This is a genomic window from Sphingomonas sp. BAUL-RG-20F-R05-02, assembly GCF_022662305.1.
GTDB lineage: Bacteria > Pseudomonadota > Alphaproteobacteria > Sphingomonadales > Sphingomonadaceae > Sphingomonas.
In genome coordinates this window covers 1-20761 of the sequence record NZ_JAKNQH010000024.1, presented here as the reverse complement: position 1 = coordinate 20761, position 20761 = coordinate 1, and the positions used below count along the sequence as shown (strand labels likewise).

Genomic DNA, 20761 nt, shown 5'->3' with positions numbered 1-20761 from the left:
ACGGCATGGCATGACTGAGGTTGGGCGACTGCAGAAGGGCCGCTTTCGTGCCCAACAATCTGGCTCGCCGCAGGCGCGAGAAGCCGGTATCGGGTCAGATTTCAGTCCTTGTGCCAAGGTGAAAGCATCTTCGACATCAACGCCAAGGTAATGGCGGCATTTTATGTCCGGCGACACCATGCTGCGAACGATATTGTACGAAGCGGCGTAGACACTGATCACCAAGAGCCAGCATTGCTCGTGGCTCAAGGCCTAGGCGATGAAGATCGCAAAGCGCCGGGGCATGCGTCGCGCCATTGTCGCCGTCTGGCCGTCGTCTTCCATCGCATGCGGACAAACGGCACCGCCTTCCGCTGGGGCAGCGAACCCGGCACCGTGGTCGTCGTCTGATACGATTTCATAAAGGAGCTTTTACGGTTCTGCCTCGGCAAAAAGAGGTCCTCACGGGGACGAAGGTGACGTGAGATCGTAATGGCTGCAGCCCCGCTGCCAGCAGCAAGGGCGTCCAAAGATGAACTCATGCCGCCTTTCTTACTCCATCATGGGGCTACGTGCCGACCCCGGAGAGAGGCACGAATCCAGTGTGGCGACATTGAGCTGGGCAGGAAACAGTATCTGCACTTCGCCGCCTGCCAATCCTTCACGACCGGCGCTCTCGCGGCGGCGGAGAGTGACGTCTGCCTGTTGACTCAGGCCGCGATAGAAGCGCCCAATCCGCAGACCCCCACTTTTGGCGGTTCAACACGCCGATGCGTGTCCGCCGCTCAAATGAGTTCAGTCCTGTGAGTCTCCATGCTACCGGCGTCGGATGCAGAGGAATCGACCTAAGTGGCGGGCTGATCGCGGCGCGCGTGCTATAAAGACCCTAAACGAAATCGAAGCTTCAATCGCCGCGCTGCCAGCAGAAGACCTCTTGGATCTACACGACATATTCCGCGATTTGGTCAACAGCCCGCTCAACAGTTTTGCTTTGGCTGAGATGCGGCGAAGGCAGCTATAGATTTGGGTGGCCGACTAACGACGGCCGCTGTCCGCGAGGCATGCGCTTCAACGATTGGCCTATTGCTTGGGAACAATCGAGTGTCGTCGCCGACCAAGCTCGGTCAGGTGATCTACCACAGCATCTGGTAATGGGTTGGCAAAGCTAAGGCCTGCAAAGCCACAGCCGCACCAGACGATCCATGCCCCGTAAGTCATCGAATCCTTAATAACGAGCGTCATAAACGAGCCGACCGGCAACCGCGTCGACGTACTAATCAGCGCTCCAATGTTAGAGACGTTCAACATCGTAACCGAGTGATCGTCGCGTAGTGCGGATTTAGCCTGCACCACAAGTCGAACTGGTTTACGTTCAACCTCGCGCTCATCAAGCGCATCGAATACCGTGGTTCGTTTCGCCGCGCTTCTCATCATTATGCGTTTACGAGTAACTCCTTACGCGTTGCTTAAATCGGCATAGGATGCATGTTTCAAAATCTGCACGTGGCTTTGCAGGGGCGGTTCATTGCCGAAGGGGCAAGGCATGCTGCGCCCCGCTGGCGCCCTCGTCCCTGGCGCTCCATATTCCATCCATGAACCACGACAACATCGTTTACCGCACCGCGGGGTGGATTATCCCCTTGGTGATCGCGATCGTCTTCCACGAAGTCGCCCATGGCTGGGTCGCGAAGTGGCTGGGCGACCCAACTGCCTCTGAGCGACGCCGGCTGACCTTCAATCCTATCCGTCACGTCGATCCGGTCGGCACGATCATCCTGCCCTTAGGTTTAGCCATCGCGGGCGCGCCGGTGTTTGGTTGGGCTAAGCCGGTGCCGATAAACGCTGAGCGGCTGCGTAACCCGCGCTGGGGAATGGTGCTAGTCGCGCTCGCGGGGCCAGGAATGAACCTCGCGCTGGCGACCATCTCCGCAGTCGCGCTGGGGCTCGCCGGCGCGGCCGTAGCCGGCTCCGCGCCGTCGGGTGTAACCGCCTTCCTGCTGGCCAATCTCTTAAACTTCCTCCTCGTCAACGTCTTTCTGGCGCTGTTCAACTTGTTGCCGCTGCCGCCGTTTGATGGCGGCCATGTGGTTGAAGGGATCCTGCCGCGCCGGCTGGCCTATCAATACGCCAAGCTCGGCCGGTTCGGCTTCCTGCTCATGATAGGACTGCTGGTGCTACTTCCGATGGCGCTTCCACAAGCCAATATTGTCCAGCGTCTGGTCGGGCCGCCCGCCGAGGCGGTGATCCAGCTATTCCTCAAGCTTGCCGGCGCGATCGCCTGAGCCTTTGACCACGCCACCTCCGTCCTCATCGCGCGGGCAAAAGCTGCCGGACGGTTCGCCACCGAAGCGCGAACATCCCGCTGTCGCAAAAAAGTGGACATATGCAACGTCAGAAACTCAGACAGACCGTGTGAGAACCCCGCCTGAGGATTTCCGTAGATCGCAACAGATGGTTTGTTGCTGGCACGGCATCTGTTTGAAACGAACCGCTCACAGCTTCTGCTGCTGCTTGAGGCAGCTGATGATTATAACGAGCCGGACAATCATCAGGTTCATCAAGGCTTTCGTCGACGGGTTCGACCTTGGCACAGCCGGGTTCGTTCGCGTATCGCTAAAGGCAACGGGTCGCCTGGGCTACGATCCGGCTGATCTGCTCAAGCTCTACATCCATGACTACCTAAACCGGATCCGGTCGAGCCGGCACCTTAAGCCGAGACACACCGCAATATCGAAGTCACCTAGCTGCTGGTGCAGATGTGCTTATCAAATAAGATAAACGACGCCCGCTATGAAGGTTGCCCAGAAAGCGATCGAAACCGGCAACGCTAATGTCAGCGCTCGCATAACTTCGGTTTCGTGCCTCATGTCCGCTGGAATGATAGTCGCGCGAGGCGCTGCGACCCGAGACCCGCGAGACATAGCGCTTCGCGCGGGTCGCGTACCCGAGATAGGAGAAGAAGCAGATCGGAAGGTTTTGAACGAGGTTTTCATTGACTTGATCCATCATGGAACGACCCTAACATAAGCTACATGTAGACCATCTTGACAAACTTCAATTGGAGCAAACGCAGCATGACGCTACTTGTGCTTTGTTGCACTGCGGAATTAAATATGCACTAAGTTCAATGCTTTGAAAAAAACTGACGCCAAACGGCGGAATTCTGACCTTTTAAAGGCCCCTTTGATACTCAAGCTATTGTGCACGTGCTCACTAGATCGCTGAACTTTTTTGCGGTGAAGTGATAAAATGCTGATTTATCAGCATTTGATGAAGCTGGCTTAACTCCAGAGCTGCAATTTCGATGAAGCCGGCAACCAAGACTGGCACTCTGTTGCGGGCTGATGAGGTTAGATGCCGCCTGACATACGCAGCCTATTCCGCAGCCGTTCGTGCACGTAAGTCGAACGCATAAGGCACGTTGAAGTTAAGAGTTAGACCGTGCTTGTGCACCTTTTTGTTAAGTCTCTCGTAAGGGCGCTTTTGGCAAGTACACCGATAAATCGGAGAGTACACATGCCTAAATGGTACTGGAGGCTGTATGACTTCCTGGTCGGAGCCGTCCTCACGTTGATCACATCGGCAATTTTCTTTACACTAGCGGCTCTTGTCCTAAAGTGGTGACGTTAGCGCGTCCGATCGCCATCCAGTCGCTCTCCGCCTCATCAATTGCCGCGAACGCCTCGCTGTCGGCCTGCTGCGCCACAGATGCGCGTAGACAACCTCAGGATCGCTATCCCTCAAAAGGACGCGATCGGCGAGAGCAGGGGAGGCGCTAACGATCACCAGTTTACTGATGCCGACGAACGCGAGTGGAGGCGATTTGTAAGCCGGTTTAGTTCATGACTACATTGGCCGGACAGCGAGTTCGTGGCTCGTGCTTTTGGTTCGCCATCAATCGGCTGGACACCAGGCATGGTTCAGATCATGCCTTACTAGCCCGCCGCATGCGCCGCGAGTTTGCTGCACAATACTGCGATCTAACAATGGCTGCTCTCATCAGGCAGGTTCTCGTTGAAAAGTTTCCCAGCCATTCTCCTCGGACGCAAGGAGCCTTGGCGGCGGGGAGCGGTCGATGAGGCGCTGCTACGGCTACATGGCAGGCAGGAAGTGTCTGAGACAAGCAAACGATGACGCAATAAGCTCGCGGCATTGAGTGACGAGCCGGACGAGATTGCGGTCCCGTCCGGCTCTAACCACCAAGCTTGGGGTCCGAGTGACGGTGGCTGATCAGCTTGTAACACGAAGTTCCGAAGCGGCACTATCAGCTATTCCGTTTGAAAAATAAGCCGCCCAAAGGCAGCCCTAGTTCGATAGGAATAACACATCCCCGACGTAGCGTTGCCGCTAGAGAGAAAGAGAATCAGGGTCGGCAATTCACTTCCGCATTTTTACACATCGTTAACTATCCTCTACGTAAAGAGAACCCGCGCGCTGCTCCACACCCCCCAGTGATGGCGCGCTGTTCAGTTGCTACCCCAGACCGGCACAGTTGCTTATCTTGCCGGTCTGGGATCTGCTTCTAAGAGCTTGGCACTTGGCTTTCGCTTACCTCGATCAAGATTACCCCTGCTCAAGTGAGTGCAATCCGCCGCTAATTTGGTGCATCCGGCCGGCGCAACTGCGCCTGTACCACCGCTGCATATAAACGCGTGCCACGAGCTAACGTTCGTACGGCAGGCCAACCGCACATAGCCGCGTCTGAAAACGAGCCGGGCGGATTGTTCACATACGTCCGGCTCTAACCACTCGCCTTTGGGGGGGTGAGGGTGGCTGGTACTCTTATAGGTCAGATGGAGCCGCTTTCGGGCTTCTGCCTTATCACATCACCAAAGTTATTGCCGCTCTGATCGGCGACCAGAATTTCGCTCGCTCCCAGCCGCTCGACGATCCACTTGACGATGGCGGCATGCGCCTCCGCCAGCGTCTGCTGGTGGCCGTTCCGAGCGGCGTTGTAAGTCAGCGGCCTCAGCTCCAACAACGCTGCCTGTACCGTCGCCTCATACCTGCAGTAGAACATAAAAATAACTTCAAGAAAGCAACTTAATGAACTAGCATCAACACGATCGTCGCTGCCGCCTCTAGGAATATAGCCGCTCCCATAAAGTGTTGATGGCTCAAGTATCGCGGACCGTGTTACGGAGTGCTGGATGGAGACGTTGATCTAGCGCAGCCCCAAACTCTCCAGTCATCACGGCAATTCCCAAGGCCCAGTCGATCATACCGAAACAGTTCTGATATTATGCATGCGCTCCGCACACTAACCGAGAATCGGCCGCAGCTGGTGCGACGGCGATGTCCGGATGTCGCAGCGATTCACTCTGAGGTCGCGAAGGATGGGTGGCGGATGATGATTGAGGATGCCACCGGTGACGACGAGGGTTGACGCAAAAGAGCGTCCGAGCCGTGCAGGAGTGAACGCAGCGCAAACAATCTAACGGTCTCAGGCTCGCTGAACCAATATAAGTTAATTTCTTCCTACATATTTTATTAGGTAATATCCCGTATCAGCAACTTGTCTCCGAGACGAAAGCTTCAGGGGTCGCGCATTCCGTAAGGAGGGTTCGATGATTGAAGAACAGCGTCTCGCATTTCTACGATATCGTAAAGAACAAGAGCTAGAAACTGCCTACCGCTCGATATCCACAGCACGGAAGATTTGGCACCTCGCCATTGCGGGTGAATATTCCACGCGGATCCTGGAAATCGAAAAGATCATCGCAGCGGGGCAAGTCGGCGCGGGATAGTAGGATATCGACGATGACGGTTACACTGAGACGATTATGCCTGGTCTAGCGTTGTTCACTGGCACCTATCCACCTGATGCATTCACCTTTGTCGACGTCGTGGCAGATAAAGCGTGCTCCGGCTGTGCGCCAAACTCAGAAAGAGGCGCTAGAGCCGAAGCCCGAGCGTTCAAGGTGGTAAAGAGAGAAAGCCTTCTGGCGCCGGCTACACGTCTCAACCTGAACGGATACGTCATTGTACGTAGCGCAGCTAGCCCAAGATGTACGTGGCTCCGCAGCTTTAATACTCTGCCATGCCGGACTCGCAGACGATCACCGATGTAGAACCGCAGTGGTCAGTGTGAACACAATGCCGGCGCCGAACAGCGCCAGAACCATGACAACTGCGGCATCGTAAAATTTCCAGATCCAGTTCCGCATGCGGCGCTCCTTTGCCGGAGCCTTGCAGTAGCATCTGTTAACTGCTGATTGATGGCAGCCCGCATTGTGGCCGGATGTAAGCGCAGCGGCTTTTACCCGGACGCCAACCGCCGGCGCGTCAATGCGCCACGCTCGCGTGCGCTCTCATCAAGTCTGGATTGTCAGGCAGAGCCGTCAAAGCCGATCGCACAGCTGGCAAGGTTAATACAAAAGGGTTGATTGGGACTGAACCAGATACGCGGCAACGGTCTGAGCGGAAACGAATGACGGCGTCGTGATTAACAAAACGGCGAGCAGTTGGCGGAAGCAGCCGAAACACCGCTTGGTCGCGTCAGATGTGCTTCGACATGATCTGCGAGGTGAGCGACATCGAGCACCGGCTTACCAAACCCGACCACCCGTGGACGAACGGTCAGCTCGAGCGGATGAACCGCACCATCCAGGAGGCGACCGTCAAACGCTTGTATTACGAGAGCCACGACCAGCTGCGGACACACCTTGCCGACTTTATGGCTGCCTACACCTTCGCCCACCAGATCAAAACGCTTAGCGGCCTCACACCCTACGAGTACATTACCAAGATCGGACGTCAGAGCCAGACCGGTTCATCGTCGGTCCGATCCACCAGATGCCGGGACTAAACACCTACCTATGCGCCTCGGATATCGCTGGTCCGGCTTTTTTTAGGGCGGGAACAAGCAAAGGCCAATCATCATCGGCACTTCACGTGATGCCAAGCGCGACCAATCATTGATTTAAATTTCGCGTTCTTGCCGAGCGAAAATATATATTGCCGCACCACGCCGACGGAGTGTCGACCCTTCTTCGGCATCACCGTGTCATCGATGACGAGCAGAGCACCGGTGCCACCAACCAGCGGTCGGCTTCCTTTAGCAGCACAGCTTCGAGCGGAGCGCTGTCCCGTATCCCCGCTGCTTTGGAAATGATGAAGCTCGTCGTATCCGGCTTCTTCACCCCAGGCGGTCATCAGCTGCACGCTCTTGCGGTCGCCAGGACTAATCAGACCGGCGATGTACTGCAGGCACATCTTACACCGCTAGATGTGACAACCCCGCCAAAAAACGGCTCAAGCTATCGCTCCAGATCGATCCGCCAACTCTCGTCCATCGCGATCGTGGGACGTCCGTCAGTCTAAACTGACAAACAGAAATCAACAACGATTTCAGCTGGCGCTTCGAGCTACCAGAGCGGCCCTAAGAAGGTAGTATTTTGAATTTGCCCGACTGTCGTCAGAGATAACGTTTTACCACTTAGAAAGGGCCGCCAATCACTTGGCGGCCCCTTCCAAATTTAGCCAAGTTGGCTCGCTTAAGCGAAGGCAACCTTCGTCGATTTGCGGCGGTAACGCATTGCAGCGCCCATGCCGACGAAGCCGAGGATCATCATGCCCCAAGTCGCGGTCTCAGGAACCGAAGGCGTGAAGCTAATGCTGCCGCCGTACGAACCATTGCCGCGCGAATTGCCATTCACCACGATGGAATTCACACCCGCAAGCAGCGTAACACCCGAGGCGGAGACGGTCTCGACGATACCCTGCGCATCCCGAGTGATCGCGGCGGCTACGCCGTTGATCAGGACCGAGGTAAAATCAAGATCGGTAGCGTTGTGGAACAACGATGCAACGGTCGTCACCGTACCGCCGCCCACGCCATCCTGGAAAAGCTGGAAGTTGAAGGTGTCGGTAAACGCGCCAACCGAGCTGATCGTGTTGCCAATGTTCGCCGAAATCGAGCCGCGATAGCTGGGATCGGTCGCGGCCGCATCCGGCGAAACGTTAAAGCTAGCCTTCGGCGCAAGAGCGTTGGTGCTATCATCAACACAGTAGCCTGGCTCACACGTCACGTTCGCGTAAGCCGCAGGAGCGCCCATTACCGAAGCGGCGATACCGGCAATTACAAAGATAGATTTCCGCATACATATTCCCTTTGGCAGCTAGGCGATGATTCGCCATCGGCCCGAAAATACGAGCCATTCTTTGGTTAACACGTCTACAGACATCAGTCTATGCTGCATTTGCTAAGCGCCACGTGCCTGCTTAGGCTTGTTAAACAATCTAGGGTGACGAGAGCGTGATGCGACTTCCTGCCGTCTGTCGCCCCCGTTTTTAGCTACATGGCCGGAAAGGGCCTGCAAGTCGCAACTAAGCCATGACCGCTCGTCGTTCGTGGAAGATCAATGTGGTCGAGATAATGTAGAAGATGTCAGCGAGGCCGATCTTGCGGATGAACAGCGTCAACAAGTCGTTCTGCCGCGCGAACAGGTGTTCGGTTCGGGCGTAGAAGAAATTTGACAGCGTCGGTCCGCGCGGTGCGTACCGGAACGGGCTTGCTCCCGGGCGTTTTGCGATGAATGCGCCGACCTACTGAGCTAAGCCACGCGTCGTTGGATCGGCTGCGATACGCGATGTCATCCTTCGCCGCTTTGCAAGGGCGCTTCGGGCCGTCGAAGCCTTGAGCGAACCCGCCCAAACATCTGAAGCCTGATCGTCGTTGATCACCACGTCGCGCAGCATGCGTCCGTCAAAGCAGGCGGCACTGATGACCATACCGCGACGGACGGAGCCGTACCGCCGGCAGACCGCGAGACTGCTTTTGCACCCGACGCTCGGGTTGACGATGGCGACCCCTGGTTTGCCCGCAAGCCGCGGTTGGCCTTTAGCGAACGTCAGCGTCCAGCGCGCATTGGTGCCTTTAGTGCGCGCGTTGTTCACTGTTCTGCGCCGCCAGGATTAGCTCCTTGAGCATCTCCACCAAATCGTAGGCCAGCCAACCGCCGCTTACACCGTCGTGAGCCAGCGCCTCTTCCATCTTCGAGCGGAACGCCTCGAAGTCGACGCTCCTGTTCATCGTCTCGAACAGATCGCCGCAATCTGACAACCGCTTCAGCTGCTCCGAAAGTTGGAACAACCTTACCTGCCACATGCGCCGCACCTTACGCAGGCGAAATGAAGATTTTTTGCTGGACCATGCTAGGGATGTTAGGCTTGCCCAGCTGCAAAAGGTGACGATCTCTGCTGTTAGTTCAGCCATTCGCTCCCCAGACGCACAGTTGGCAAAATCAGACGCCTTACAGCAATTTGGACGTAATCGGACCCGGACAGGTCGCAACCAATTTTATTCAACGTGGTTTGAAGGGTGGCCCGTTCGCCTCGCACCCTCGTGACGCTTCGTTGTGCGGACATGCGCCAAGAAAGTTGCGTTGCCAATTATGTATCGCCGGGCCAAGCGCCGCGGCTCGCGGAAGAGACGAAAGGCCCACTCGACGCGTAGTCGCCGTAGCCATAACGGTGCGCGCTGCGCCGTGCCAGCATAGAAATCAAGTAGTGCGCCAACGCACATCACCGTTACACCAAGACGATCAACATTTTGCGCCGCCCATATTTCTTGTCGAGGATGGCCCATGGCTACCAGTACGAGGTCTGCCGCCGATGCTTTGACTCGGGTTAAAAGGCGTGCTTCATCTTCATCTGCAAAAAAGCCATCTTGTGTGCCAACGATTTCAATATGGCGATGCTGTAATGCTATGGCTTGAGCGGCGCGCTCAGCAACACCAGGCGGGCTGCCAATAAGAAATACGCGCGTCCCGCTGGGAAGGTGGTCCAATAACTCCGGCGTAAAATCTGTACCATTGAGGTTGTCAGGAAAGGGTTGACCGTATAGCCATTTACTGGCTATTTCTATTCCTATTCCATCATTTAAAATTAAAGCGTGGTTTATTGCAGATAGAAAATTTTTGTTGTGTTTAGCTGTGTTAACTGTATGTGCATTAGCAAAGCATATTATATATGGTTGTCTGGACCTTACTGCTTTAACAGCAATGGATATTGCTTCATTCTTCGCTAAAACAGCGATATCAATGCTGCCTATTCTTCGATATTGTATTTTGTGCTCTGCGATAGCATCCATAATCCATTAACTTTCATTAGTAAAATTCTGCGGCGACGGGTTTATCCAACTTGGATAACTACAAGTCTGTTGCATTATAACGCCATTTGACGGGCTATTTGTAAATGCTCGTTGATGTGATTGGGCGGCGTCGCGAGAGATGGAATGCCATGGCATGTTCTAAAGAAGTTCGGTGTTAGCATAGCCGGGAACAATCGCGGTATTCCAGCGATATGACGACCGGAATGGATTGTCACAACGCTCATTCCACCGGCAAAGCGCGGCGCGGCGCTGTACCACTGGTATGTGCGAAGCTTAGACCAGCACCCGGTATCATCAATGGCCAGTTGCTAATGAAGCCCAGACTTCAGTGTGTTCGCGGCTATGAGGTGTTCAATAAGATCTAAAGTCGCAAGCGTAACACCCTCACCAATATATATCCCTCTGAACTTCATTTGTGCATGCAGCAGATACTCATAGGGCAATGGCGCTGTAGGCAGGGACTGTGCGATGCAATAGTCTGCCATGGCAATTGGACTGGTAGGGCGCGAACTCAAAAAGCCTATTGAAATTCTAGGTATGGCGTAATTGAGGTTCTCCCATTTCAAGGGGGCTAAATTACGCGGCGGCGCTATGAACTGACGGATCAGGAGTGGTCGATCACTGAGCTTCGGCTGCCGAACAACCCGCGTGGCGTGTCCCAGGTCGATAATCGACGAGTACTTAGCGGGATCCTCTGGCGTTTCCAAACACGTCCCCCCCTTGGTCTGAAGTGCCCGCTATGGACCGTCGACGACTTGCTACAATCGTTTCGTTCGCTGGCGGAAGGCCGGCGTCTGAGACCGGCTTCTGGCCGCAGTTTCCGCGCTTTCGAGAGGATGTCCTGAAAATCGGTTCCACTTGCGTCCGTGTCCACCAGCATGGTGCGACCGGGAAGAAGGAGGAGCCGGCGATCATGGCATGGGGCGTTCCCGCGGCGGCCTCCCGAGCAAGATCCACACCGTGATGGACGCTGACGGTCGCCCCGTCGCCTTGCGGCTGCCTGGCGGGCAGGTCCACAACGCATGTGAGGCTGAGGCTTTGACGGAGGCCATGCCCGTCGGCGCGACCTCGCTCGGAGACAAAGGCCATAGCAGCAACGCCATCCGCGAGATGGCCGCAGAAAGGAAATGCTGGGCGAACATCCCCAACCACTCCGATCGCAAAGAGTGCTTCGCCTCTCCCCATGGCTTTACCGGCAGCGGACCTCGTCGAGCGATTCTTCAATGATATTAAGGTGTTTTGATGCATCGCCACGGGCTTCGACAAGCGCGCCGACATCTATCCTGCCGCCGTCGAACTCGTCTCCGTGCGGCTTTGGTGCAAAGCGTAATGAGCCGACGCCCTAAGATCATCAAGCGATCTGATGCCGCGAACGGCTTAAGTCCTTCTATGGCGCTGGATCTAACGCAGATCTTGAGAGCCGCAATATAGGGCTGCCACTCCCCACTGCGGCAACATCAGCCACGATGAGTCCTCGGGTTGACAGCCTTGGGTGAGGCGACGTTCGTAGTCTCAGGAGAATGCCACGCTACCCGATCCCAAGCAGCACGTTGCGTAGTCGAAAGTTCACCATCCGCATGCTGTTTTTAAATTGCAAAGTGTGGACCAGCAAATCCAGAAGGTGAGCAACTGCCGTGCGGTGCAAGGCTTGGGTCGGCAAAAGTGATTTGACAGTCGCCGGCACGATAAAGCTTGCCTCGACAGAGGGAAATTTGCCATTTAGCCTCGGATACGCTGCTCGAGGTGATCGTTCGAGTATGCGGTCTGGTTCCAGGGTGGAGTGCTTACGCGAAAAAATGCGCCTAATTGGATTGTAATCCATCCCCGCCGCCATCCGGGATCAGATCAGATCACTTTTAAAACGCTCGATAACATGCTGCGATAATAGCTGCCCACATCAGGAGGCTTATCGGCAACGCGATCGCAAAGCCGACGATAAATTTTGGACTGTCTGAACGCGGGCTTGTGACAAACAAGGCATTCTCCAAATCGAACCCCGTGTCAATTTCGCTAAATGAAACCTCGCGCGCAGCAGAGAAGTCCCTTTCAGAATGGTTAAACATTTCTTTTCCCGGTATGTATTGCATTAAACTGCTATTTTATGGGGGTTAAAAGAAAGTAATAGCAAATAGTTATTGTTTCAATAACCTTGTTTCGTCAATAATGCTATTTCTGCTAAGGCGAACCGGTTATGGAACCCCAAAGTTGTAATAATCATAACAACGACAAATGTGCGCAACCCTCACCCACGCCAAGGATCCGCAAAGCGTGGCGATCTGATTAACATTCTCTAGTCTCAGGAAGTTTGCACTGGCCGTTAATCCAGGCACATTTCGCACTTGCCGGTAATGGGCTGCGTCGCATCGTGCAGACGAGCAAGGATGGCCGGCGGTTTGACGACTTCCGGCGTTGACGGCTATTTGTGAAGGGGTAGCGGAAGCGAAGCTAACCTGCGTTTGACAGCGTATGTTTCTAGATCGTCCTAGGGCTCAAACCCAATTAGTGGGTTGAGGCGGAGCGGCTTTCCGGATTCAGTGCGGGCGTGGGTCACAGGGGTGCGGGGTGGCGCTGTTCTGGTTGTCGGACGAGGCGTGGGCTGCGATCGAGCCGCACCTGCCCAAGAACCAGCCAGGAGCGCGGCGGCTGGACGACCAAGGTCCACGCGCTCACCCACGTCATCGGCCGTCCCTATGCGCTGATGCTGATATTGGGCAACGTCAGCGACATGAAGGCCGCGCCCGCGCTCCTCGAACACGCAGGCCGCATGCGCTACCTGCTTGGCGACAAGGGCTACGATGCTGACCGGCTACGCCGCCTCGCTCGCGATGCCGGCGAGGTCCCGGTGATCCCCGGCCGGCGTAACCGCAAGCGCGTCATCCGCTACGACAAGGACCGATACCGCAGCCGGCATCTCATCGAGAACGCCTTCTGCCGCTTGAAGGATTTCCGCCGCGTACACACGCGCTACGACAAGCTCGCCGCTAACTTTCTCTCAGCCGTGGCGCTCGCCACCGCCATCGCTTTCTGGCTGTGAACGAGTCTGGACTCTAGATTAAATGGTGCGGTTCAACAAACGGCCACAGGCACGTTTATTGACGGCGAGGCACCAAGCTCTGAGCCGCTGGCGAGCGATGAGCAGCGCGACGCTCTTGTACGCACTCCAGATCTGGCTAGTCCCTTATAGAAAAAAAGGGGGAGGGGGAGGCTGACGGCTGATCGACGTTGCGATGATTGTGAGATGAATTCCACGTCTTGATCACCAAGCAAACGTTAGCCGAGCTTCGTGATGCTGGCTATTGCAAGCTGTTGTCGAGACACGCCATCAATTAAGTATGACGACGCTCCACGCGGCACACTAGTAGAGATTTGCCATGGACGAGACGTGGATGGAAAGAACAGGAACTTTCAGAAATCGTGTGCAGGCCGGCGATTAAACATTACGCCCCCGTGGTCCGGATGAAGCACTCGGGAAGCTTGGGGCCTAAAAAGCATTGCGGTGAAGCAGAACGCGGAATGTCATCGCGATGATCAGCAAATCTCGCCAGATAGACCAATTGTCGAGATATTCGAGATCAGCCTGCAGCCGATTGCGCAGATCCGATTCAAAAGCGGTCGCACCGCGGTAACCACGAATTTGCGCCAGCCCGGTCAGCCCTGGCTTGGTGGCATGGCGGTGCCAATACCGAGTATCGACTTCCCAAAATAGCTTGTCAGCCGCACGCGAGCCTAGCGCGTGAGGTCTAGGACCCACGATGCTCATGTCTCCCCTTAAAACATTCACAAGCTGCGGTAGCTCATCCATGCTGGTACGGCGAATAAATTTACCTACACGGGTAACGCGATCGTCATTGCGTGAGGCGGAGCGATCTCCGGCATGATCGGACTCGAGTACACGCATACTGCGGAACTTAAGCATCTTAAACATCTGGTTGCCGCGACCGATGCGAACTTGCTTGAAGAACACCGGTCCGGGGCTGTCGAGCTTCACCAATATGGCGACTACAGTAAGGATTGGCATCAGCAAAATAAGCGCGCATAGGGCAAGAGAGAAGTCAAACCCGCGTTTAATAAAGCGATCGAATAAGCCAAGCGGGCCGTTAGCAATTACAATCGTCGGCATACTAGCGTGGTGGCCGATGTTTAAGGGAGCGAGCATACTCAGTTCAGGCGCGACGATCTCACTTTGTATGTTAGCGCCTTTTAACGCATTGGCCCAAGCCATGCGGCGCTCCGCGGCGCAGGCGACAATGACACGGTCGGCACTTTCTAATGACTTGGCAAGACGGTCGTACATAACTGGATCGTGTTGATCGGGATCGAAGAATGACTCCGGCGAAATTACCACAGAGAAATTTCCTGGCGGCACAGGCTGGCCACTCTCGCAGATTAAAATCACGCTGAAAGGATTGCCACCGATGATTGATCCCATGTGCTTGACGAAGAGGTAACGTGATGCAGTCATTGTCAGAACTGCAAGTGTTGATCCAACCGTTACCAGCACGCGTGGAAAGCCTTCGGCAGCACGCACGCAGAAGGCGACGAAGATCACCGCGCTGATAGTTACAACTAATGCTTGGATGCCTTTAGCGATGGCACCTAATGGGTCCTGCAGATTCACTGCCGTATAGGCGTGAGCATTGAGTGCAGTGACGAGGTACACCGGAAGCAGCACGGCCAGCAGCACCAGCCAGCTCATATTTGCGCCAAAATTTCCGTGTATTAAAGCGGCGCTTAGAAAACCCCCTGCGATGCACAAAAAGTCTAGCATAACAAGCGTGGTAAAAGCACGAATCCGCAATGCTGACGCGCGCGGACGCCATGACTGTTTACTCAATTTCAGCACGGGCTACAAACGCCAATCAGCGCATCGGAATTTTTACGCATACTAGTACGCGATGCCAGCGAGACTAACTTCATTTCGAGCTTTCGGTAGAGCTGGTGGTTTACCAAGGGAACGTCACTATACGCGGAAAAGCAAAAATGCGAGGCAACTTTTGGAATTTTAAGGGGTAGGACAAAAATTTATATCGAAGTAAATTCGCGACAACCTACTTGTTAAACTAAATTACAAAAACAAACTCCATTATATAACTAAATTGCTAAAATTGCATTATCAGTTTAGCACTCTAAAATATAAAATGCATACGAATATCAATTCTTTGCTTTTTCTCGATCGTTCTGGGTTATACGCATGACATGCGTATACATAGCAATGTTAATTGCCGATATGACACTTGAAGTCAGTTAAGTTTCAATATTTTACAACTTGTCAAAACGGACCCGTAATGCTGGATTATCGGGCCTTGACGTGACTCCGATGGGTTTGCGATACCACCTCGAAAGACATCATGTGAAACTCGATCGCCCGTACAGCATAGCCACGACGTCTAAGCTATAGAAGCGATCTGACCGCTTCTGAGTGGGCGATCATCGCTCCGCTGGTGCCAAAGCGAGGGATTGAGGAAGGCGTCGGCCTGAATTGGCGCGAGGTTCTCGACGCAATCTTCTCCGTCCTGCGAGCAGGCTGCCCATGGCGGTTTTTGCCGGACCGCTTTTCGTCGGTGGACGCCCCTTCGGTTGCAAGCGGTATCTGGAGGTTCTGACACATACCCGGATGATGCCATCTGCCCGGCCTGTGATGCAGCGGTGAGCTGCTGGCCCGTAGGGAAGTTCGCGGACTGGAACCACCTCACCAAGAGCGTGCTCGTGGCACGGTGCAGAGCAATGGTTCTTCTGATGCCGTCTCGCCAACTGTTGTACCATGCCCTCCTCCGACCGACGGCTCCCTTCCAACGCCTCTGGCCCGCCTCTGCTTACTTTGCGGCTGCAACCAGAGCTCTGTCGTCCTCTTGTTTGACCAGCAAGCCCAGATCGTGCGCGCCACCTTGTTGGCGAGTGCCACCGTCACCCGCATGCGCGGCTTCCTAGCCACCACGCCCTCAAGCCATGACCCGGCCGGCACCCCACGCTTGCTCACCTGTAGGCAACCGCGCTGGCGCCGATGATGAGCAGCCGCCTGCGCGTTCGCTCACCCATCAAAGTGCTGGCCCCAGCTTCTGCTTGCCGGCGGTCGATGCCTGTTTCGACACCAGCCCGAGCCACGCGGCGAAATCACAGCCTTTTGCGCATGTTTCGGCCGGCGGTGCAATGGCCGCATTGGCCGTCGCGGTTATCGGGCCAATACCAGAGATCGTCATCAGTTGTCGGGCGACCTCATCCTCGCGGGCAGGGCGCGCAATCTCCTTGTCCAGCACCGCGATCGTTGCTCAAGAGGTCCTGTGGCTTGGTATTCCTTTGTGCGGCTTGCGCATGCCAATAGCGCTTCTGCCGGCTCCCGTGTTGCCATGGCGACATCAGTCGGCATCGAGATCGCCCGGCAGTTCGCGGATCAGGCCAGTTTTGTCGATCGCCCGAGCCGATGGGTGGTTGAGCAAACCATTTGCCTGGGTCGATCGCAATCGGCGGCTGACCAAAGACTTCGAGCGGAGCATCCAATCCGCAGCCGGCTCCTCTACGGCGCCTCAGCTATGATGCTCATCAGGCGCTTGGCTCGTTACGCACGAGATCCGAGACGGGCTTTCAATGCTGCATATTGCTGAGCAGTAATGTCATGTGGGGGGTCGGCGAAGAGCCACTAACGGGAGCCAATCGGAAAGGATAAGAAGCATTCCACCACTTTCCACCACCCCATGCGGTCCAGCCTATCACTATATTATCGGCATTGAGCTTTTTCAGCATAGCGGGATACTCTATCTGACACTGGTTATCTCCACTGCCCGCCATCTCGCCAAAAAATAGTTGCACCTTCTTTGTTTTGGCCCAGCTTATAACTGCGTCAATGCGGTTAGCAGCGCCTGCGACGCAAGCCGCATTCGTTCCACTGGAGTCCTTATCAAGGTATTGATGCACCTCAAAGGCGAAGTTATTGTTAGGATCAGTGAACCTTTCTGCAAAGCCGGCGTTACCGGAACTAATCCACGACCACGCACCTGTCCAACTAGCGCCAGGAACCATAAACTTGTTGGTAATATGCTGAGTACGAAGATCGTTAACTAGGCTCTGTACCACCTCCCACCAGACAGCCGTGTCTATATGACTTGGTTCATTCATGAGTCCGAGCCAAACCTTAGGATTATCCTTGTAATCACTAGCGATTTGCGTCCAGGCGTTAGCCAAGGCCTTTTCAGAGATGCCATTCGCTCCAACCAACGTCGAAACATTTGCATCAGGCGTGGCTCTCCGTGCTGCAAAATCATGCATATCAAGCACTACAGTCATGCCCTTTGAGGTGGCATAATTCGTGGCGGCCTTCAGCGCAGCGCGATCAGTAGCGGAAAGTGGGCCATACAGGTTAGGCTGCAAGCGTTCCCATCGAAACGGGATACGCAGAAGTCGAAACCCATTTGCATAGAAATAGTCGATTTCCGCGTTAGTCGGATAAACATATTGAAAGAAAATCTTGCCAGGGACGGTGCCAAATTCACCCCCAGACAAATTTACACCGGCAATCGGACCTCGAGTGGGTGCAACGTTTGGCATAGTAGCCGTTGGTACGCTCGGTTTTGTGCTAGAAGCAGCAGAGCTCATGGTTCCAGTTGCGGTGGTGCTAGTGGCAAAAGACGCTGCTGGAGCTGACACTACCATGACTGGGGTAGACGTAGAAGTAATCTGGGTTGTCGGGCTGCTGGTCGTCGCTGCTACTGCAGCAAGTGCCGCTGTAACAATACCAATCGCAACAAAGCTGGTTGATGTAAGATGTCCGGTGATCTTCACGACAGCTGGCTTTCGCTCGGGAGTTTTGGTCTGTCTTGACCTAAAAAATCTTTATCACCTCGCTTTAAAGTTATTTGTAACGATTAGGGTGAATAGAACGGTAAGATTCCAGTTAGTATAGTTGCGGCGCACATTTGAAAGTGCTCTCAGCTAGGCAAGCCAGTATCGCTAGAGCCAGGTCTCATCGCTTCAGCCGGTATATGACGGTTGCAGCGATGCAGATGGCGGACATGAAGGTAGGCGCGGGGCGATCGTCGCGCGCGTGTTTGCGCCGCCAATCCTTGAGCCTGCCGAACATGCTCTCAAGCTTGTGGCGCGGACGGTAGAGCGCTGCGTCATATGGATCGGCGTTTTCGGTGGTTTTGAAAGCATGCGAGCAGTGATCTTGCGCTCTGCCAACGTGGCGCGAAACCCGTCTGATGATCCTTCATTTCAGAGGACGCCTTGCTAAGCCTGAGCGGGTATGAGGTATGCAGTGGCGAAGACGAGGGGGGAAATTTCTCCCGAGATCGAGCGAGAGGCAGTTGCTTTGCTGGAGAGCAGCGGCCGGCCAGCGATGCGGGTGGCGCCCGACGTGGGCATTTTGCTATTGCGGACCTGGCGAACGGCGGATGGCGGCGGGAGTGCACGATCGCGAGCGGCTTCAGCACCAGGTATGCCGCCGCTGCCGTGAACAGCGGACCACGGCATCGGAGATTACGCGATTGAAGCATGAGCTGGACCGTACGCCTAGGGCGCGACGTGTAAAAAGGCGGTCGGCATCTTCGTGGAGGCGCCGAGATGAGCGTCAATCCATCCGCAACCACGCCGATCGTCGGTCGATCCGGCCCATGTGCCGGGTACTCGAGGTTCAGCCAGCCTTGGCGTAACCGCGCGGAGGTTTCGGAGCTGGACACCGGACTGCCTCCGTTCTTAGTTTCGATCGTGGTGTAAAAGCTTGGTCGGCCTTGAGGCAATCCGTGCGGTGGAGCGACGAGGTCGCTACTTGATCGGCAAAATTGAGCTTAGCTCCTGCGCCATATCACATTACGCCGCTGTAATTTTGGGTGCGATGAGCGCGTGTAAGCTTTCCCACCTTAGGACAATAATGCTGCATCGCATCAAAGGTGCCGTCGTCAAACCTTATTTAAAGGAATAATATCAAATACATGCACTGCCGTCTCTACCTCGGCGGATGCCTTCCTTTTGCCAACTCGCATGAGATGGAACTCATGGACTGTCTTTTAACAAAGCACTAACAGGCGGCCGGATGGCTGGTTGGTGACCACTCGGCTATATTGCTAAGCTAGCAAGGATATGTGTGTGCGGAAAATCGTTTTGATGATGGCAGGGCTCTCCGGATTGGTTCTCGCGGCGCCTGCGGCCAACGCCAGCGTTACTTGCATCCCGAGCAACTGCCTCATCACTGGCACCACCAAGACCGCTCTGACAGCCAGCTTCACCATGACACCTTTGGGCACCACCCCATCCTATGGCGGGTCGATTACGGCTACTTGGGCGATACAGTCGCAAAGACGAGTAGCTTCACTGATACGTTCAACTTCGTGCTCCCAGCAAAGGGCGTCGGCGGTGTTGTCGTGACATTGGTGGTCGGCAGCTTCAAAGGCGTAACTAATCTCGATTTCACGTCGGTTCTGGTCAACGGCGCTACCGCTTTAATTAGCAAAATCTTGAACGGAATTGTCAAGATCGCCCCCGTCACTGGCGTTTCGCTTTCAGCTGGTGCGAACTCGATTTTTGTGAGTGGTATCTCGCGTGGCAACGGTTCGCGCGGCGGTAGCATCGCGTTCACGCCTTCGGTGACTGAGATTGCGACCTAGGCCATGATGATTGCGGGCTTCGTTGGTGTGGGTGCTGCCATGAGATACCGCCGCACTTCAACTAACGTCGCTTTTGGCTGAACAGAGCTATCGTTGCTATCCGGTGGACTCGGCCCACATCCACAAAACAAACGGGCTGCTAGTCAAAATAGATATGGCACTGTTCTAAACTGATCGATACTGACATTTTAGAACAACTGCATGAGAGTAAAATGCTCGCACGTTTGAATTGGCTAAACCGCGCCACCCCGATGATATGTAACGGTGGTAGCAAGATTTATCAAAAGGCATTCACATGAAAGTCACAATGATCGGATCAGGCTATGTGGGCTTGGTATCCGGAGCATGCTTCGCGGACTTCGGACATGACGTGACGTGCGTCGACAAGGACGAACGCAAGATCGAAGCGCTGAAGGCGGGCAAGATCCCGATCTTCGAGCCCGGCCTTGACCATCTCGTGTCGAGCAACGTCGCCGCCGGGCGGCTGGCGTTCACCACCGATATCAAGGCGGGCGTAGCCGGCGCGGATGCGGTGTTCATCGCGGTCGGCACGCCGTCCCGGCGTGGCGACGGCCATGCCGATCTGTCCTACGTCTATGCCGCCGCCGCCGAGATCGCGCAGGCGATCACCGGCTTCACCGTCATTGTCGACAAGTCGACCGTGCCGGTCGGCACCGGCGACGAGGTCGAGCGGATCATGCGCGAGGCCAACCCGGACGCCGAGTTCGCGGTCGTCTCCAATCCCGAGTTCCTGCGCGAAGGTGCTGCGATTGACGATTTCAAGCGGCCCGACCGTATCGTGATCGGCGGCGACGATCCCCGCGCAATGGCGGTGATGCGGCAGGTGTACCGCCCGCTCTACATCAACAAGTCGCCGATCGTGGAGATGGACCGGCGCGGCGCCGAACTGACCAAATACGCCGCCAACGCCTTCCTCGCGGTGAAGATCACCTTCATCAACGAGATCGCCGATCTGTGCGAGAAGGTCGGCGCCGACGTGCAGGATGTCGCGCGCGGCATCGGCCTCGACAACCGCATCGGTTCCAAGTTCCTCCACGCCGGGCCGGGCTATGGT

The 20761-nt window shown here is 55.3% G+C and carries 17 protein-coding genes and 5 pseudogenes; 11 read left to right on the top strand and 11 right to left on the bottom strand.

Annotated elements, in window-relative coordinates; all coding sequences use genetic code 11:
* Positions 1-169 precede the first annotated feature (169 nt).
* Positions 170-390: pseudogene (locus L8F97_RS20705) on the top strand (IS110 family transposase); the annotation flags it as partial.
* Between the two features lie 669 nt (positions 391-1059).
* Here L8F97_RS20705 and L8F97_RS20700 read toward each other — a convergent pair.
* The gene (locus tag L8F97_RS20700; RefSeq protein ID WP_242154392.1) at positions 1060-1413 is read right to left on the bottom strand and encodes a hypothetical protein; all 354 of its coding nucleotides are present in this window, start codon (positions 1411-1413) and stop codon (positions 1060-1062) included.
* Between the two features lie 158 nt (positions 1414-1571).
* On the opposite strand from L8F97_RS20700, the gene L8F97_RS20695 reads away from it, so the two are divergent.
* Complete coding sequence (locus tag L8F97_RS20695) at positions 1572-2261, top strand: site-2 protease family protein (RefSeq protein WP_242154390.1); 690 nt, start codon at positions 1572-1574, stop codon at positions 2259-2261.
* 331 nt (positions 2262-2592) lie between these two features.
* Positions 2593-2717, top strand: a pseudogene (locus L8F97_RS23055) (transposase); the annotation flags it as partial.
* Here L8F97_RS23055 and L8F97_RS20690 read toward each other — a convergent pair.
* Both L8F97_RS20690 and L8F97_RS20685 read right to left on the bottom strand, forming a co-directional pair.
* On the bottom strand, positions 2716-2988 hold the full coding sequence (locus tag L8F97_RS20690; protein ID WP_242154388.1) for a hypothetical protein: 273 nt from the start codon (positions 2986-2988) through the stop codon (positions 2716-2718). The pseudogene L8F97_RS23055 and the gene L8F97_RS20690 sit on opposite strands and share 2 nt — an antisense overlap.
* Before the next feature lie 1780 nt (positions 2989-4768).
* Complete coding sequence (locus L8F97_RS20685; RefSeq protein WP_242154386.1) at positions 4769-4957, bottom strand: hypothetical protein; 189 nt, start codon at positions 4955-4957, stop codon at positions 4769-4771.
* Positions 4958-5546: 589 nt separating this feature from the next.
* Between L8F97_RS20685 and L8F97_RS20680 the strand changes: the two genes are divergently transcribed.
* Complete coding sequence (locus L8F97_RS20680) at positions 5547-5726, top strand: hypothetical protein (protein ID WP_242154384.1); 180 nt, start codon at positions 5547-5549, stop codon at positions 5724-5726.
* A 761-nt stretch (positions 5727-6487) separates the two neighbouring features.
* Positions 6488-6792 (top strand): annotated as a pseudogene (locus L8F97_RS20675) (integrase core domain-containing protein); the annotation flags it as partial.
* A 66-nt stretch (positions 6793-6858) separates the two neighbouring features.
* Here L8F97_RS20675 and L8F97_RS20670 read toward each other — a convergent pair.
* Entirely contained in the window at positions 6859-7194 is a 336-nt protein-coding gene (locus tag L8F97_RS20670) for a transposase (RefSeq protein ID WP_242154382.1), read from the bottom strand.
* A gap of 281 nt (positions 7195-7475) precedes the next feature.
* The gene (locus L8F97_RS20665) at positions 7476-8081 is read right to left on the bottom strand and encodes an FxDxF family PEP-CTERM protein (RefSeq protein WP_242154380.1); all 606 of its coding nucleotides are present in this window, start codon (positions 8079-8081) and stop codon (positions 7476-7478) included.
* Positions 8082-8331: 250 nt separating this feature from the next.
* On the opposite strand from L8F97_RS20665, the gene L8F97_RS22730 reads away from it, so the two are divergent.
* Positions 8332-8457: a hypothetical protein gene (locus tag L8F97_RS22730; RefSeq protein WP_277925112.1), complete on the top strand. Its 126-nt coding sequence runs from the start codon at positions 8332-8334 to the stop codon at positions 8455-8457.
* Positions 8458-8526: 69 nt separating this feature from the next.
* Here L8F97_RS22730 and L8F97_RS20660 read toward each other — a convergent pair whose 3' ends face one another.
* The 3 genes from L8F97_RS20660 to L8F97_RS20650 form a co-directional block, all read right to left on the bottom strand.
* Positions 8527-8877, bottom strand: a complete 351-nt coding sequence (locus L8F97_RS20660) for a hypothetical protein (RefSeq protein WP_242154378.1) — start codon at positions 8875-8877, stop codon at positions 8527-8529.
* Complete coding sequence (locus L8F97_RS20655) at positions 8858-9196, bottom strand: hypothetical protein (RefSeq protein ID WP_242154376.1); 339 nt, start codon at positions 9194-9196, stop codon at positions 8858-8860. Before L8F97_RS20655 ends, L8F97_RS20660 begins: the two co-directional genes overlap by 20 nt.
* A gap of 84 nt (positions 9197-9280) precedes the next feature.
* Positions 9281-10072 carry a WecB/TagA/CpsF family glycosyltransferase gene (locus L8F97_RS20650; RefSeq protein WP_242154374.1) on the bottom strand — a complete coding sequence of 264 codons (792 nt, stop codon included), beginning with the start codon at positions 10070-10072 and terminating at the stop codon, positions 9281-9283.
* A 596-nt stretch (positions 10073-10668) separates the two neighbouring features.
* Here L8F97_RS20650 and L8F97_RS20645 point away from each other — a divergent pair.
* Both L8F97_RS20645 and L8F97_RS20640 read left to right on the top strand, forming a co-directional pair.
* Positions 10669-11423: pseudogene (locus L8F97_RS20645) on the top strand (IS5 family transposase).
* A 1302-nt stretch (positions 11424-12725) separates the two neighbouring features.
* Positions 12726-13127: pseudogene (locus tag L8F97_RS20640) on the top strand (IS5 family transposase); the annotation flags it as partial.
* Positions 13128-13574: 447 nt separating this feature from the next.
* Here the strand turns inward: L8F97_RS20640 and L8F97_RS20635 are convergent.
* Positions 13575-14789: a sugar transferase gene (locus L8F97_RS20635; protein ID WP_242154372.1), complete on the bottom strand. Its 1215-nt coding sequence runs from the start codon at positions 14787-14789 to the stop codon at positions 13575-13577.
* A gap of 709 nt (positions 14790-15498) precedes the next feature.
* Between L8F97_RS20635 and L8F97_RS23050 the strand changes: the two genes are divergently transcribed.
* Positions 15499-15696 (top strand): transposase, encoded by a 198-nt coding sequence (locus L8F97_RS23050; RefSeq protein ID WP_409929076.1) that lies wholly within the window; start codon positions 15499-15501, stop codon positions 15694-15696.
* Positions 15697-16128: 432 nt separating this feature from the next.
* Here the strand turns inward: L8F97_RS23050 and L8F97_RS23045 are convergent, their stop codons facing one another.
* Together L8F97_RS23045 and L8F97_RS20620 are read right to left on the bottom strand one after the other, a co-directional pair.
* Entirely contained in the window at positions 16129-16347 is a 219-nt protein-coding gene (locus tag L8F97_RS23045) for a transposase (RefSeq protein WP_409929074.1), read from the bottom strand.
* A gap of 325 nt (positions 16348-16672) precedes the next feature.
* A complete protein-coding gene (locus L8F97_RS20620; RefSeq protein WP_242154370.1) occupies positions 16673-17866 on the bottom strand; it encodes a glycoside hydrolase family 5 protein in 1194 nt (397 codons plus the stop codon).
* A 1298-nt stretch (positions 17867-19164) separates the two neighbouring features.
* Here L8F97_RS20620 and L8F97_RS20610 point away from each other — a divergent pair.
* Together L8F97_RS20610 and L8F97_RS20605 are read left to right on the top strand one after the other, a co-directional pair.
* Positions 19165-19686, top strand: coding sequence for a hypothetical protein (locus L8F97_RS20610; RefSeq protein ID WP_242154368.1), 522 nt, complete (start codon positions 19165-19167; stop codon positions 19684-19686).
* 295 nt (positions 19687-19981) lie between these two features.
* Positions 19982-20761: UDP-glucose dehydrogenase family protein (locus tag L8F97_RS20605; RefSeq protein ID WP_242154366.1), on the top strand; the 780-nt coding region annotated here is incomplete at its 3' end.